This window comes from Brevundimonas sp. KH_025, from assembly GCF_057839885.1.
Genome location: NZ_CM174501.1, coordinates 2,679,904 through 2,694,723, shown reverse-complemented (window position 1 = coordinate 2,694,723; position 14,820 = coordinate 2,679,904). Strand labels below are relative to the sequence as shown.

The window sequence follows — 14,820 nt, the reverse complement described above, 5'->3', positions numbered from 1 at the left end:
GGTGACGTGGGATCTCGTCAATAATACGTAGAACTAATGCCAAGCGATCTTAGGATCGCGATGCTTAGGTCAGATAAGTCAACTCAACCTGAGAGTTTGATCCTGGCTCAGAGCGAACGCTGGCGGCAGGCCTAACACATGCAAGTCGAACGGACCCTTCGGGGTTAGTGGCGGACGGGTGAGTAACACGTGGGAACGTGCCTTTAGGTTCGGAATAGCTCCTGGAAACGGGTGGTAATGCCGAATGTGCCCTTCGGGGGAAAGATTTATCGCCTTTAGAGCGGCCCGCGTCTGATTAGCTAGTTGGTGAGGTAATGGCTCACCAAGGCGACGATCAGTAGCTGGTCTGAGAGGATGACCAGCCACATTGGGACTGAGACACGGCCCAAACTCCTACGGGAGGCAGCAGTGGGGAATCTTGCGCAATGGGCGAAAGCCTGACGCAGCCATGCCGCGTGAATGATGAAGGTCTTAGGATTGTAAAATTCTTTCACCGGGGACGATAATGACGGTACCCGGAGAAGAAGCCCCGGCTAACTTCGTGCCAGCAGCCGCGGTAATACGAAGGGGGCTAGCGTTGCTCGGAATTACTGGGCGTAAAGGGCGCGTAGGCGGATCGTTAAGTCAGAGGTGAAATCCCGGAGCTCAACTTCGGAACTGCCTTTGATACTGGCGATCTTGAGTGTGAGAGAGGTATGTGGAACTCCGAGTGTAGAGGTGAAATTCGTAGATATTCGGAAGAACACCAGTGGCGAAGGCGACATACTGGCTCATTACTGACGCTGAGGCGCGAAAGCGTGGGGAGCAAACAGGATTAGATACCCTGGTAGTCCACGCCGTAAACGATGATTGCTAGTTGTCGGGCTGCATGCAGTTCGGTGACGCAGCTAACGCATTAAGCAATCCGCCTGGGGAGTACGGTCGCAAGATTAAAACTCAAAGGAATTGACGGGGGCCCGCACAAGCGGTGGAGCATGTGGTTTAATTCGAAGCAACGCGCAGAACCTTACCACCTTTTGACATGCCTGGACCGCCAGAGAGATCTGGCTTTCCCTTCGGGGACTAGGACACAGGTGCTGCATGGCTGTCGTCAGCTCGTGTCGTGAGATGTTGGGTTAAGTCCCGCAACGAGCGCAACCCTCGCCATTAGTTGCCATCATTTAGTTGGGAACTCTAATGGGACTGCCGGTGCTAAGCCGGAGGAAGGTGGGGATGACGTCAAGTCCTCATGGCCCTTACAGGGTGGGCTACACACGTGCTACAATGGCAACTACAGAGGGTTAATCCTTAAAAGTTGTCTCAGTTCGGATTGTCCTCTGCAACTCGAGGGCATGAAGTTGGAATCGCTAGTAATCGCGGATCAGCATGCCGCGGTGAATACGTTCCCGGGCCTTGTACACACCGCCCGTCACACCATGGGAGTTGGTTCTACCCGAAGGCGATGCGCTAACCGCAAGGAGGCAGTCGACCACGGTAGGGTCAGCGACTGGGGTGAAGTCGTAACAAGGTAGCCGTAGGGGAACCTGCGGCTGGATCACCTCCTTTCTAAGGATGCTTCTCCAGTGTCTCTCACGAGACATTATTGAGGCTCCGATTTAGCTTCCAGTGCTTGCACTGAGAGGCATTATGCGGGACGCCGCCGTCTCCGTTTCTCTTTCCTCATTCCGTCATCGACGCCAGGACCATTCGGGTTCCGGTATTGATGACGCGATCGCGAGCCTGGGCTCTTCAGCCTGGCTGTCGTGCCGCCATAGGCCCGTAGCTCAGGTGGTTAGAGCGTACGCCTGATAAGCGTAAGGTCGGCAGTTCGAGTCTGCCCGGGCCTACCAGCTTCTGAGCTGGTCCGTGGCATCGTCGACGGCTCACCCGGCTTGTTCCCTGATTGGGGCCATAGCTCAGTTGGTAGAGCGCCTGCTTTGCAAGCAGGATGTCGTCGGTTCGACTCCGTCTGGCTCCACCATTTCTCTTGGTGCTAGCGCCGTAACGGCTGCTTGAGCACCAGGTGATAGGCACATCGCGATCTGACAGGTTTGCATCCAATCGCAAGATTGGCTGCATTGACATTGTGAAGGAAGAATTTGTCCGGCCCCTCATAGGCTTTCAGGACAGGTTCGAGAAGACATCGTCTGGCAAGTAAAATCAGGCATTGGATCCGGCGGATACCTCTTTCCATCCCCCGGGCAGTCCATGCATGAGTTTTGCTGAGAAACGATCAAGCGTTGAAGGGCTTCTGACGGATGCCTTGGCGTAGAGAGGCGATGAAGGACGTGGCAAGCTGCGATAAGAGCCGGGGAGGCGCTAGCACCCTTTGATCCGGCTATTTCCGAATGGGGAAACCCACCTTTACAGTCTTCCAACTTTGCTTTCCCTCGGGAGGGTAAGGATTGGTAGGTTGTTTAAAGGTATAATGAGCTGAATACATAGGCTTCATTAAGCGAACCCGGTGAACTGAAACATCTCAGTAACCGGAGGAAAGGACATCAACCGAGACTCCCGTAGTAGTGGCGAGCGAACCGGGACCAGGCCAGTGCTCTTGTGAAATAAAGGCGAACAAGCTGGAAAGCTTGGCCATAGCGGGTGACAGCCCCGTAGCCGTCAAACAGCAAGAGACTCGAGTAGGGCGGGACACGTGAAATCCTGTCTGAACATGGGGGGACCACCCTCCAAGCCTAAGTACTCCTCTACGACCGATAGTGAACAAGTACCGTGAGGGAAAGGTGAAAAGCACCCCGACAAGGGGAGTGAAACAGATCCTGAAATCGGAAGCCTACAAGCAGTCGGAGCCCCCAAGCGGGGTGACGGCGTACCTTTTGTATAATGGGTCAGCGACTTCATGTGTCGAGCAAGCTTAAGCCGTTAGGTGTAGGCGTAGCGAAAGCGAGTCTGAATAGGGCGCTAAGTTCGACGTATGACGACCCGAAACTAGGTGATCTATCCATGAGCAGGTTGAAGGTTAGGTAACACTAACTGGAGGACCGAACCCGTGAATGTTGAAAAATTCTGGGATGACTTGTGGATAGGGGTGAAAGGCCAATCAAACCTAGACATAGCTGGTTCTCCGCGAAATCTATTTAGGTAGAGCGTCCGACGAATTCCTTGGGGGGTAGAGCACTGGATGGTTGCGGGCTGCGCGAGCGGTACCAATACTAACCAAACTCCGAATACCCAAGAGAACTATCGGGCAGACACACGGCGGGTGCTAACGTCCGTCGTGAAAAGGGAAACAACCCTAACCATCATCTAAGGCCCCCAAGTCATGGCTAAGTGGGAAACGATGTGGGATTGCTTTGACAATCAGGAGGTTGGCTTAGAAGCAGCCATCCTTTAAAGAAAGCGTAACAGCTCACTGATCAAGCGATCCTGCGCGGAAAATGTAACGGGGCTAAAGCCATGCGCCGAAGATATGGGTTTGCAGTTTACTGCAAGCGGTAGCGGAGCGTTCCGTAAGCCTGTGAAGGTCAACCGTGAGGTTGGCTGGAGGTATCGGAAGTGAGAATGCTGACATGAGTAACGATAAACAGTGTGAGAAACACTGTCGCCGAAAGACCAAGGGTTCCTGCGTAAAGCTAATCTGCGCAGGGTTAGTCGGCCCCTAAGGCGAGGCTGAAAAGCGTAGTCGATGGGAAGCAGGTAAATATTCCTGCACCAGCTGGAAGTGACGGATGGCATAACTTGTAAGGGCTTATTGGATTGTCCTTGCAGGGGCGTTGTCCCTGGAAATAACTCCAGCAGAGACCGTACCCGAAACCGACACAGGTGGTCAGGTAGAGCATACCAAGGCGCTTGAGAGAACTGTGCTGAAGGAACTCGGCAAATTGCACGCGTAACTTCGGAATAAGCGTGACTCACCCTGCGCAAGCAGGAATGAGTGGCACAAGCCAGGGGGTAGCGACTGTTTAGCAAAAACACAGGGCTCTGCGAAGCAGCAATGCGACGTATAGGGTCTGACGCCTGCCCGGTGCCTGAAGGTTAAAGGGAGGAGTGAAAGCTCCGAACTGAAGCCCAGGTAAACGGCGGCCGTAACTATAACGGTCCTAAGGTAGCGAAATTCCTTGTCGGGTAAGTTCCGACCTGCACGAATGGCGTAACGACTTCCCCACTGTCTCCAGCACAGGCTCAGTGAAATTGAATTCCCCGTGAAGATGCGGGGTTCCCGCGGTCAGACGGAAAGACCCTATGAACCTTTACTATAGCTTCGCCTTGGCGTTAGCGACCGTATGTGTAGGATAGGTGGGAGGCTATGAAACCGGGGCGCCAGCTCTGGTGGAGCCATCCTTGAAATACCACCCTTACTGTCGTTGACGTCTAACCGAGGACCGTTATCCGGTCCCGGGACATGGCGTGGTGGGTAGTTTGACTGGGGCGGTCGCCTCCCAAAGTGTAACGGAGGCGCGCGATGGTGAGCTCAGAGCGGTCGGAAATCGCTCGTCGAGTGCAATGGCATAAGCTCGCCTGACTGCGAGACTGACAAGTCGAGCAGAGACGAAAGTCGGCCATAGTGATCCGGTGGTCCCGAGTGGAAGGGCCATCGCTCAACGGATAAAAGGTACTCTAGGGATAACAGGCTGATTTTGCCCAAGAGTCCATATCGACGGCAAAGTTTGGCACCTCGATGTCGGCTCATCACATCCTGGGGCTGGAGCAGGTCCCAAGGGTATGGCTGTTCGCCATTTAAAGTGGTACGTGAGCTGGGTTCAGAACGTCGTGAGACAGTTTGGTCCCTATCTGCCGTGGGTGTTCGAAGCTTGAGAGGATCTGTCCCTAGTACGAGAGGACCGGGATGGACATACCTCTGGTGGACCTGTCATGGCGCCAGCCGTGCAGCAGGGTAGCTAAGTATGGAATAGATAACCGCTGAAAGCATCTAAGCGGGAAACTAACCTCAAAACAAGGCTTCGCTGAGGATCGTGGAAGACTACCACGTTGATAGGCCAGGTGTGGAAGTGCGGCGACGCATGAAGCTTACTGGTACTAATAATCCGATCGGCTTGATCGTTTCTCAGCAAAACTCATTCGGTTCTACTTGCCGATAACAAAACGCGACGATGTCTTCTCATTATATTCGGGCTAACGCGCATTCGCGCTGCTTCAGCCCGGATGCTTTTTTATGTGTCTGGTTGACCCCGTGGCTATGTCGGAGGTTCCACACCCGATCCCATTCCGAACTCGGTCGTTAAGCCCTCCAGAGCCAATGGTACTTCGTCTCAAGGCGCGGGAGAGTAGGTCGCCGCGGGGTCTACCAGATACATAAAGAAGTCTTCTCATATTTCTTGTCCTACCGCCCTTTGGGTTACTTGAGGACGAGGATCGAACCACATTCTTCCTTCGCACACCGCCTTGCCGCGGGATGGAGCAGCCCGGTAGCTCGTCAGGCTCATAACCTGAAGGTCGCAGGTTCAAATCCTGCTCCCGCACCCAAGATCCAAAACCCCCGCAGCCCCAAGCTGCGGGGGTTTTCTTGTCTGGGCTGCCCTCACGCCCAGGAGGGCCGACAGGCTGCCGCCCAGTCGACAAGCTCAACCAACTTGCGCTGCTCCGTGCGAGCCCAATGTCGTCCGAGCCGGCGGGTGTTTGGACCGCCCTTGTTCGTCCAGCCGGGCCCGGGCTGACCGGGGGCTTGAGAAAATTGACCGCCAACGCCGCGCGTCGCGGCCCGTGGTCTCATCGGTGGTCGTCGGCAACGACGGCGCGACCGCAAACCTCCGGGCGATCAGCATCGAGCCAGAAATCTATCCGCCCGGCCATGGCGGCGGCCGCCATGGCCGGCGGTCGTTCTACCGGCCTCGCCCGCTGTCGATGAAGACCTTCACCGAGGCGGTGTTGCGGCCCTGGGCGCGGGCGCCGTCGCAGGCGATCGCCTGGATATAGGAGGTGAGGCTGTTCGGGGCGATGTCTTCCCACCCAGCCGTGGCGTTCTCGATGCGGTCGATCTCTGCGCCGTCGGCGCCGTATTCCAGTTCCAGCACGACGCGGGACTGTTTGGCGGCGCAGCGAAGGGCGACGTCTTCCTCCGAGTGGCTGTAGTCGCCGGCGGCGCCGTCGAGCGGCACCCGGGCGATGCGGATCGTCGTGTCGTCGCCGAGCGTGCTGAGGCCGCCGACGTCGGCGAGATAGATCGTGCGGGCGCTACGCGTCCGGCGCCCGGTCGGCCGCCGGCCGCCGGCCGGCGCCGCCAATGCGCGGCCGATCAGGGACTGATCTCCTGGCTGAACAGCCGGGTGAACCTGCTGGGCGATTCTGGCGGCTTCTGCACCCGCTTCACTCTGTTCGACGCGCGCCGCGTGGCCGCGCGCGGCTGCAACGTCGACCAGGTCATCCTGAACCGGGACGTGAGCGACATGCCGCTCGACGCGTTCGATCCCGCGGCTGTCTCTCGGGACATGACCGGCTATCGGATCCCGCCGCTAAAGCTGACCGGCTATGTCGAGTTTGCGCCGGACGCCTGCGAAGACGGCGCGTCCGGACGTCCTGTCCATGATCGACGGCCAGCATCGCTGGACCGGGGGCTGATCAGCCTTGGCGGCTCGGTCCTTTCAGCGGCGAAACTGCGCCGCTGGAGCGCCAGGCCTCGATCTCGGTCAGGTCCCACACCACGCATCGTGAGGTGAGAACGAACCGCCTCGAGAGCTGGCGCGCCAGGGGGGGCAGGCTCAGTAGCGGCGACATGGCCCGTTGATCGCGCGCCGTCGTCAGTGCTCTGAACCGTCCCGACTAGAATCGCGTGCTCAGGGTCAGGCGCGCGTTCAGCGGCGCTCCCGTCGAGATGTTGGCGTTGTTGTGCGCGTCCGGGAAATAGGTCGTGTCGAACAGGTTTTCGACGTTCAGCTGCAGTTGGACCGTATCGCTGACCTCGTAGAACACCGCGGCGTCGACGCGGGTGAAGGCCGGCAGCCGCGTCGTGGTCGGCGAGGTGCGGATCGCCGCGAACTGGCTGGCCTGATGGATCACGCCCAGGCCGAAGCCCAGGCGGCGGCTGACATCGTAGCGATTCCACAGGCTGAACTGCTGCCTCGGCGTCTGGGCCAGTCGGACGGAGTCATTGCCCTGCAGTCGCGCATCCTGCCAGGAATAGCCGCCGCTGACCTGCCAGTTCGGCCGCAGCCGCCCGGTGACGGCCAACTCCACGCCCTCTGTTCGCGTCTTCCCGACATTGATGGTGACTGTCGGGTTCAGCGGGTCGGGCGTGGTCGCATTGGTGCGGTCCAAACGGAACACGGCTGCCGTAACGTTGAGGTCGGGACGGATGTCCCACTTGGCGCCGATCTCGTGGTTGGTGAATTCCTCGGGCTCGAGGTTCTGCTGCGTCGGCGACAAGGTCAGGAACTGGTCTCCCGATCGCGGCAGGAAGGACTGGCTATAGCTGCCGTAGATCGAAACCGTCGGCATCGGCTTGTAGATCAGGCCCAGTCGCGGCGAGACCTTGTCGTCGGCGCGGGCGAAGGGGCGGTCGGGATTGGGCTGAAGGTCGGTTCCGGTGATGTCGAAGCGGTCGTAACGCAGGCCGGCGACGATCTCGAACTGCTCGTTGAGGCTGATCTGGTCTTGCACATAGGCCGAGACGGACTCGACATTTGAGACCGTGTCACGGCTGAGCGCCGAGAAGGCGACCGTGGGAAACACGGGATTGGCCAGATTGAAGGTCGCGTTGGACAGGACGCCGTTCCGGCGCTGGTTGGCCGAGTCCTGATCGCCGTACTCGAGGCCGAACAACACCTTGTGGGTCATGCCGCCGGCGGCGAAGTCCCAGACCAGATTGCTCTGGACCAGCAGGTTCTGGCGGTTGGTAGGGTCGGTGTAGGCGGACAGCGGGACTGTGCCGTTCTGCGCTGTGGCGGGTCCGTTGGCGAAGACGTTGGTGTAGACCTTGTCGTAGTCGCCATACAGGACCGTGGTCGAAATCTCGACGTTGTCTGACAATGCGCCATCCAGGCGCAGCTTGGCGATATTGGCCTCCAGCGTCGTGCGGTTCACGCCTGGAATGCCGAAGAACTGGTCGCGATATCCCGTGAGGGGGCCACCGGCCAGGGAAGGAACGCCTCGGTCGACGACGCGGTCGTCGTTGACATACTCATAGGAAAGGCCGGCCCGCCAGCCGGCGCCGAGGTCCACGGCGACATAGGGGTTCAGCGCGTATCGCTCGCCTTCGAAGAAGTCCCTGTGGTTGTCGAGGCTTTCGTAGACGGCGTTGATCCGGAAGGCCGCGCTGTCGCTGAGCGGGGCGTTCACGTCCGCTGAGACGTCCCAGGCGCCGAAGCTGTTGGCGCTCACCCGCCCGCCCCTGAAGACGCCGCTGGTGCTGGGCGTCTTCTGCACCCGGTTGACGATGCCGCCGCCGCCGCCGCGCCCGAAGATCAGGGCGTAGGGACCCTTCAGCACCTCGATCCGCTCCAGATTGTACAGGCCTCGGAAGTACTGGGTGTCGTCACGCACGCCGTCGAGGAAGAAGTCGGCCGTGGTGTTCTGGCCGCGCAGGGTGATCTGGTCGCGATTGCCCTCGCCTTGGCCGACACTGGTCCCGGGTACATAGCGCAGGACATCGCCGACGCTGCGCAGCGCCTGATCGTCGAGTTGTTCGCGGGTCACGACATTGATGCTCTGGGGGACATCCAGAAGGGGCGTGTCGGTCTTGGTCGCCGTCACCGAATTGACCGCGACATAGCCTCGTGACTGGCCGGTCACGATGATCGGCTCCAGATTTGTCACCGGCTCCTGCGCGATCGCGACTGCAGGGAGCGCCAACAGGATGGCAGTCGAAGTCAGGACGCGCATGGGGTCAATCGTCTTTGAATTTCCGCAAGATCGCCGTTCATAGTGCGACACACTCTCATTCGCAAGGCGGTTTTGCGGCGCCCGTCCGACGGGGGTTCGACGACGTTTCTCCAACCCTCGGCTCAGGGGACTGAAGGTCTTGATGGCGACGCTTTCGCCCTGACGAGAGGCGGAGGGGGCGGCTATCCGCCAGAAGGACGTCCCAGAGATAATGACGCGCCGCCGGAGCGCCTCGTTCGGCGCACTGGTGGTGGAATGAGCCTACCGCAATCCGTCCGGCCTCGCAGGACGACTGCCATGGAGAGCGAAGGACAGAATGACGGCGTCGATGGCTGTGTGGAGTTGGGCTTGAGCGTGGGGCGCGAGGACGGCTTCCCGGCCTGACCCGCGCAGGATCGACAGGCCTTCGATCAGGGCGACGATCAGGACTGCGCAATCCCGCGCGGCCTGAGGCGCAAGTTCAGGCCAGGCCGCCGACGCCAGATCGGCCACCCGATCCAGATAGGCGGCGTAGAAGCGGGTCAGGGCGGCGTCGGCGGCGGGATCGCGGCTGGACATGGCCCACAACTCCCAGAGCAGACGGCAGTCCTCGCCCTGGGTCTGGCTGTCCAGGACAGCGTCGATCGCCGAATGCAGGTCGCGCGCCGTGTCAGCGAGGCGCGCGTCCCATCCGGCCAGGTAGCGGTCCACCAGGGCGCTGAGCAGGGCCTCCAGAGAGGTGAAGTAATACTGGACGTGGCTGAGGCCCAGGCCGGCCTCAGCCGCGACGGCGCGGAGGCGAAAGCCATGCGCTCCGTCGCGCGCGAGCACCGTGGTCGCCGCCGCCAGAATGGCTTCGCGCCGCGCCTCGCCTCGTTCCGCCATCATCTTCGCCTTCGTGTTGGTGGCCCGGATTCTAGCGGGACTTGTTCAAACGACCAAGTTTGCATATTTGGTCAATTGACCAAGTTTATGCAGGAGGATGGAATGCAAACGAAGACGGTGATCCTGGCGGGCGGCGCCGGGGTGGTGGGGCGTCAGGTCGCGGCCATCCTGCGGCGGCGCCAGCCGGACGTGCGGTTGGTCCTGGCGGGGCGGCGGCTGGATGCGGTGCAGGCTGTCGCCGCGCCGCTGGAGGCCGAGGCGATGCGGCTGGACCTCGACGCGCCAGACCTGGGCGAGGCGGAGGCGGGCGCGATCATCGTCGGCGTCGCCAATGATCTGAACGACGCGCTGCTGACGGCAGCGCTGAAGGCCGGGACGCCCTATCTGGACGTGACGCGCTGGACCACGGCGCAGAAACAGGCGCTGACCACGGTCGCCGCGCGCGGACGGCCCGCCGCGCCGGTGGTGTTCGCCTCCAGTTGGATGGCCTCGAGCATCGGTCTGACGGCGCGGGACGCCGCGCGCGACATGGCCTCGGTCGAGCGGATCGACATCGGCGTCCTCTATGGATTGGCGGATCGGGCGGGGCCGAACTCGGTCGCCTATATGGACCGGATCTCGACGCCCTTCCTGACGATGGAGAACGGAGTGTGGCGCGAGCGGAACGGGTTCCGCGACGGTCAGGCGAGGGACTTCGGCGAGGGCGGGGTTCACACCCTCTATCGGTTCGATACGCCGGATCAGGCCGTCTTGCCGGCCCTGACCGGCGCCCGGACGGTGGAGGCGCGCATCGCCTTCGACAGTCCGCTGGAGAGCCGCCTGCTGCACCTCCTGGCGGCGAGCGGCGTGTGGAAGCCTCTGTCCGGGCCGCGCTTCGAGGGGCTGCGCCGCTCCATGCTCTACAACCCCGGCGCAGGCGCTGCCCATCGGGTCCGCATCGGGCTTGAGGGACGAGATGACCGCGGCGAAACCATCCGGCGCACAATCCAGGTCGTCGAACCCGAGGGGCAGACGCGCCTCACCGCCCTGGGCGCCGTGGTTCAGATCGAACGGTTGTTGGGGCGGCTGGGCCCGGTGCTGGAAGCCGGAGTGCATCTGGGCGAGGCCATGCCTGATCCGGCGTCGGCGATCGCCCTGCTGCGTGAAGAGGGCGTCCGCATCACGGCCTAGGCGATCCTGTCGGCCGTCGCCTTCAGGCGTATGGGGTCGACGCCCAAGGCGCGGAGCGCCCGCGCCGCCACGCCGTCCGACATGTCCGCGACGATGCCGACGACGTGAGCGCCGTGCAGCGGGCCCCGGCCCTTGCGGGTCGCGGTCAGCCTGCGCATGACTTCCTGGCCCGAGGCGGCGGCGTGATAGACGCCGGTGTTGGCCGACATCTGCGCGCCGGCCGGATTGTCTGCTTTCAACCCGAGCGCGCGCAGGGCGTCGTCATACTGTCTTTCGATCGCGGCCTTCAGGTCGTCGGGCGAGGCCCCGGCCTGTTCGAAGGCGAGGCGTGCTGCGCCGTCCGGCAGGTCCAGCGCCGCCAGCAGGAAATGCTCGGCGCCGGGTTCGCGCTGCTGGTCCTTGAGGGCATAGACTTCCGCTGTTTCGCAGAGAAGCTTGATGACGCCCATGTCGTTGAGCTTCGATTTGATGCCTTGGAACATCGCAATCCTCCTATCTAGAGTTGTTGTTCGGCGCGACGTCCGACAGTCGCTTGTGGGCGGCCTGTTTGGTGATGCCCAGGGCCTGGGCGATCCTCGACCATGACCATCCCTGACTGAGGGCTGAGCCGACGGCTTCGCGCTCGATGCGGTCGGCCAACCGGCGCAGAGCGACGACCGCGGCGAGCGCCTCGGCGGGGTCGGTCGGAACGGCGATGTCGTGCAGGTCAATCATGCGTCAACATTAGTTGACGATGGCGGCACCGTCAACAAGGGTTGACGATGATACGGGGCGCCGAGCGCAGCGTGGGCTGCGCTCGGCGGGTCGCTTGATCGCATGGCGCCGGGTTGGGCGCGGACCGATCTGTCGTCTGAAGCGGGGCCTCGCGCCTGGCGTATCCACTGCCAGGCGCCGGGTCACTGACCGCTGCAGGCAGATCGACGTCATCCTTGAGGCCCCATGCTCGTGTCGGCGATCGATCCTCAGGCGATCGCGAAGGTCGGGGGCGGCAGGGTCAGTTTGGTGTCGCTCACGGCCTCCTCACGGAAGAACTTGACCAGCAGGGGCTGAACCTCGGGGTGAGCCTCGAAGACGTTGTGGCCGGCGTTTTCGACCACCACCTGCGTCTTGTTGTGGAACTGGGCGATGACCTCGGCCTGTTCCTCCAACGGGGTGCGGCCGTCAAGCGAGCCGGCGACCAGAAGGGCCGGGGTCTCGATGCGGATGGGCTGACGGAAGTCCTCGCCCAGATCGACGCCGGGGATGGCGCCCAGCAGATGCGGCATGGGCAGGTTGAAGGCGTCGCCCAGAACCGCCGTCTTCGCCTCCTTCTCGATCAGCGCCAGGCGGGCCGGCGAAATGCCGGACGCCATATCCATCGCCTCGGGCATGCCGGAGATGCCGAAGTAGCGGTGGGGCGGCGGGATGATCGACGCCAGGGTATCCGTCTTGCCGGCGTCGAGCGCCAGATAGATTTTCGGCAGCATGGTGAGTTGCGGCGGATTGGCGACCAGGGCGGAGGCCAGAAGCTGGACCCCGAAACCGCCCACCTTGACGTCGACGGGGCCGTTTTCACCGGCGAAGGTCACGGTCGCCGGATCGGCCTCGAGCCGCTCGTGCACGCGGCGCATCAGGGCCGGCATGTTGGGGATGGCCGCGCGAACGGCGGGGTCCTGGCCCATCAGATGATCGACGCGGTCCAGGAACATGTCGATGTGGGCCGGACGCTTGATGGTCTGGTCCTGACCTTCGAGGCTGGCCAGTGCGACGCGGCCGATCGAGTTCGGATGCCGTTTCAGCACCGACAGGGCCAGGTGGGTGCCGTAGCTGATGCCCCACAGATTGACCTTTTCCACGCCCAGATGGCGGCGCAGGTCTTCGATGTCGTCGGCATTCTGTTCGGTGTTGTAGCCGGTCATGGCGATGCCGGCGCGGCTCCAGTCGATCCAGGCCTTCTGCATCTCTTCGCGGTACCAGGCGGTGACGCCGGCATGGGTCATCACGGGATGGGGCGTGGTCGTGGCCCGGTCAGGAATGCTGGACGACAGGCCGACGCCGCGTTGATCGAAGGCGATGACGTCGGCCACTTCTCTCAGGGCCATGAAGATCGGGAAGCGCGGGCCCATCGCCGTGCGCACGCCCGATCCGCCCGGTCCGCCGGCCAGATAGATGATGGGCGGTCCCGGATTTTTCGCGGTCGAGGCGAAGCGCACATAGCCGAGGCGGATGCGACGCGAGCCGGGGATGCGGCGATCCTCGGGCACCTCGAAGAAGCCGCGTTCGGCGTCGACCTCCTGGCCGTCGCCGGACTTGTAGCGGAAGGGGCCGGCCTGGGGCTGGGCCTCCTGAGCGCGGGCGGCGCTGGACAGAAGCGCCATGCCGGGAACGGCGAGGCCGGCGGCGGCGAGGATGGAGCGGCGGTTCAGGAATGTGTGGGTCATGACCACGGTTGAAGCAGGGTTTTCGACCGGGCAGGGGCCGCTTCGGCGAATGGCGATTCTGCGTCGGTGAACGGCAGCGCTTTCCGGCGAATGGCGATAGGGTCGCCGCCATGTGGCGGATTCTTCTCATCGCGATTCTTTTGACCTCGCTCCCGACGGCGCTGCGCGCCCAGGAGCCGCCCCCGGAACAGGCATGGCAGACGTGTCGCGGCGAGCCAGGCGCTGCGGCGCCCGTGCTCCGCGACTGTCGCCCGGTCGAGGGCGTCATCGACCCGCAGGGGCGGGAGCTTTGGCTGCGCTCCGTCGTGCGTCGCCCGACGGGCGACGAGCCGGCGGCCCTATATGTCGTCGGGTCCGCCTCCTCGGAGGTCTGGCTCAATGGTCAAAGGCTGGGCGCGAACGGACGGCCGGACGCCTCGCGGGCGACGGAAGCGCCCGGACGCTACGAGGCGGCCTTTCCGATCCCCGAACGGATGTGGCGACCTGCGGACAACCTCGTCGTGATCCACATGTCATCGTTCCACGGAGTGGTGCGCCTGGATAATCCCGTCGGCGGGATCATGGTCGCCCCCTATCCCTGGCCGTCGCGGACGGTTCCCGTGGCGATCGCCTTCATCGCGGCCGGCGCCCTGTTCGCCGCCGCCTTCGGCTTCGGCGTCATCTACAGCCTGCGGCGCACCGGTTCGAGCCTGGCGCTGGCGGCCATGGGCGGCGTCGCGGGTCTGCAGGCGATCCTGGAGAGCCTGAGGGCGCTGGCGCCCTATGCCTATCCCGTTCACGGTTTGCGGTTAGTCGGCATCTGGGTTCTGACCGCCGCCTTCGCGGTTCTGCTTGTCTCCTACGTCGTGTCGCGCTTCTGGCCGCAGGCGCGGCGTCCGCTGATCGCCCTGGCCGTGGCGGCTGTGGGCGCGACCTGGCTCGCCCCCGGGTTCGATCTGAAGACCGTGCTGGCCCTGATGGTCGGCCTGGGGCTTTCCGCTGCGGTGGCGGCTGTCGCCGTGCACCGTCGTCGCCCGGGCGCGCGTCTGCCCCTGGCCTATCTCGCCGTCTTCATCGCGATCGGGGTGATCTTCCCCACCTGGCTCGTCGATCTGTCCTATTTCCTGTTCGCCCTTGGACTCGTGCTTCCTCTTTTGATGGCCGAAGTCGTGCGGCTGGGCCGCGACGATCAGGAGCGGGAAGTCGCGCTCACCCGCGCAGCCGCTCGCCCGAACTGTCTGACGGTGGCGTCGTCACGCGGGGTCGAGCGGGTGCCGCTGGGCGACATCGTGGCCGTCGTCGGGGCCGACGACTATGTAGAGCTAAGACTGACGAACGGGCGGCGATTGCTGCACGCCGCCCGTCTTGATCGGCTTGAAGCGGAACTGCCGGCGAGCTTCCTTCGGGCCCACCGTTCGGTGATCGCCAACCTCGCCCACGTCCGCGGCTTCGAGCGGGACGGCGGGAGGGGGCGGTTGCTGATGGATGAAGGCGCGCCCCTGCCCATCAGTCGAAACCGTCTTCCGGCCGTTCGCGACGCGCTCGATGAATCCGACCAGTCCAATCGGCAGGATGTCGGCCCGGCTGTCTGATGATTCCCAAGGGCGGCGTTGACGAT

The 14,820-nt window shown here is 62.7% G+C and carries 9 protein-coding genes, 3 tRNA genes and 3 rRNA genes; 9 read left to right on the top strand and 6 right to left on the bottom strand.

Annotated elements, in window-relative coordinates:
• Positions 1-84 precede the first annotated feature (84 nt).
• The 6 genes from AC3IS2_RS13385 to AC3IS2_RS13360 all read left to right on the top strand — a co-directional run bounded on the left by AC3IS2_RS13385 (position 85) and on the right by AC3IS2_RS13360 (position 5,418).
• Positions 85-1,545 (top strand): 16S ribosomal RNA (locus AC3IS2_RS13385).
• A 207-nt stretch (positions 1,546-1,752) separates the two neighbouring features.
• A tRNA-Ile gene (locus AC3IS2_RS13380) sits at positions 1,753-1,829 on the top strand.
• A gap of 55 nt (positions 1,830-1,884) precedes the next feature.
• Positions 1,885-1,960, top strand: a tRNA-Ala gene (locus tag AC3IS2_RS13375).
• A gap of 250 nt (positions 1,961-2,210) precedes the next feature.
• Positions 2,211-4,996: ribosomal RNA gene (locus AC3IS2_RS13370) — 23S ribosomal RNA — on the top strand.
• Between the two features lie 125 nt (positions 4,997-5,121).
• Positions 5,122-5,236, top strand: a 5S ribosomal RNA gene (gene rrf, locus AC3IS2_RS13365).
• The 16S, 23S and 5S rRNA genes sit together here with 3 tRNA genes alongside, the layout of an rRNA operon.
• Positions 5,237-5,341: 105 nt before the next feature.
• Positions 5,342-5,418, top strand: a tRNA-Met gene (locus tag AC3IS2_RS13360).
• A 356-nt stretch (positions 5,419-5,774) separates the two neighbouring features.
• Here the strand turns inward: AC3IS2_RS13360 and AC3IS2_RS13355 are convergent.
• Positions 5,775-6,176: a hypothetical protein gene (locus tag AC3IS2_RS13355; RefSeq protein WP_489198270.1), complete on the bottom strand. Its 402-nt coding sequence runs from the start codon at positions 6,174-6,176 to the stop codon at positions 5,775-5,777.
• Positions 6,177-6,218: 42 nt separating this feature from the next.
• Here AC3IS2_RS13355 and AC3IS2_RS13350 point away from each other — a divergent pair, with 42 nt between their 5' ends.
• The gene (locus AC3IS2_RS13350) at positions 6,219-6,608 is read left to right on the top strand and encodes a hypothetical protein (RefSeq protein WP_489198268.1); all 390 of its coding nucleotides are present in this window, start codon (positions 6,219-6,221) and stop codon (positions 6,606-6,608) included.
• Positions 6,609-6,711: 103 nt separating this feature from the next.
• Here the strand turns inward: AC3IS2_RS13350 and AC3IS2_RS13345 are convergent, their stop codons facing one another.
• Positions 6,712-8,769 carry a TonB-dependent receptor gene (locus AC3IS2_RS13345; RefSeq protein ID WP_489198266.1) on the bottom strand — a complete coding sequence of 686 codons (2,058 nt, stop codon included), beginning with the start codon at positions 8,767-8,769 and terminating at the stop codon, positions 6,712-6,714.
• 261 nt (positions 8,770-9,030) lie between these two features.
• Complete coding sequence (locus tag AC3IS2_RS13340) at positions 9,031-9,636, bottom strand: TetR/AcrR family transcriptional regulator (RefSeq protein ID WP_489198264.1); 606 nt, start codon at positions 9,634-9,636, stop codon at positions 9,031-9,033.
• Between the two features lie 99 nt (positions 9,637-9,735).
• Here AC3IS2_RS13340 and AC3IS2_RS13335 point away from each other — a divergent pair, with 99 nt between their 5' ends.
• Positions 9,736-10,803, top strand: a complete 1,068-nt coding sequence (locus tag AC3IS2_RS13335; protein WP_489198263.1) for a saccharopine dehydrogenase NADP-binding domain-containing protein — start codon at positions 9,736-9,738, stop codon at positions 10,801-10,803.
• Here the strand turns inward: AC3IS2_RS13335 and AC3IS2_RS13330 are convergent.
• From AC3IS2_RS13330 to AC3IS2_RS13320, 3 genes are all read right to left on the bottom strand, one after another.
• Positions 10,800-11,285, bottom strand: a complete 486-nt coding sequence (locus AC3IS2_RS13330) for a Clp protease N-terminal domain-containing protein (protein WP_489198262.1) — start codon at positions 11,283-11,285, stop codon at positions 10,800-10,802. The genes AC3IS2_RS13335 and AC3IS2_RS13330 overlap by 4 nt on opposite strands.
• A 10-nt stretch (positions 11,286-11,295) precedes the next feature.
• Positions 11,296-11,517, bottom strand: coding sequence for a helix-turn-helix domain-containing protein (locus AC3IS2_RS13325; protein WP_489198261.1), 222 nt, complete (start codon positions 11,515-11,517; stop codon positions 11,296-11,298).
• 248 nt (positions 11,518-11,765) lie between these two features.
• The gene (locus AC3IS2_RS13320; protein WP_489198259.1) at positions 11,766-13,223 is read right to left on the bottom strand and encodes an alpha/beta fold hydrolase; all 1,458 of its coding nucleotides are present in this window, start codon (positions 13,221-13,223) and stop codon (positions 11,766-11,768) included.
• Positions 13,224-13,456: 233 nt separating this feature from the next.
• Between AC3IS2_RS13320 and AC3IS2_RS13315 the strand changes: the two genes are divergently transcribed.
• Positions 13,457-14,794: a LytR/AlgR family response regulator transcription factor gene (locus AC3IS2_RS13315; protein WP_489198257.1), complete on the top strand. Its 1,338-nt coding sequence runs from the start codon at positions 13,457-13,459 to the stop codon at positions 14,792-14,794.
• The last annotated feature ends 26 nt before the right edge of the window (positions 14,795-14,820 follow it).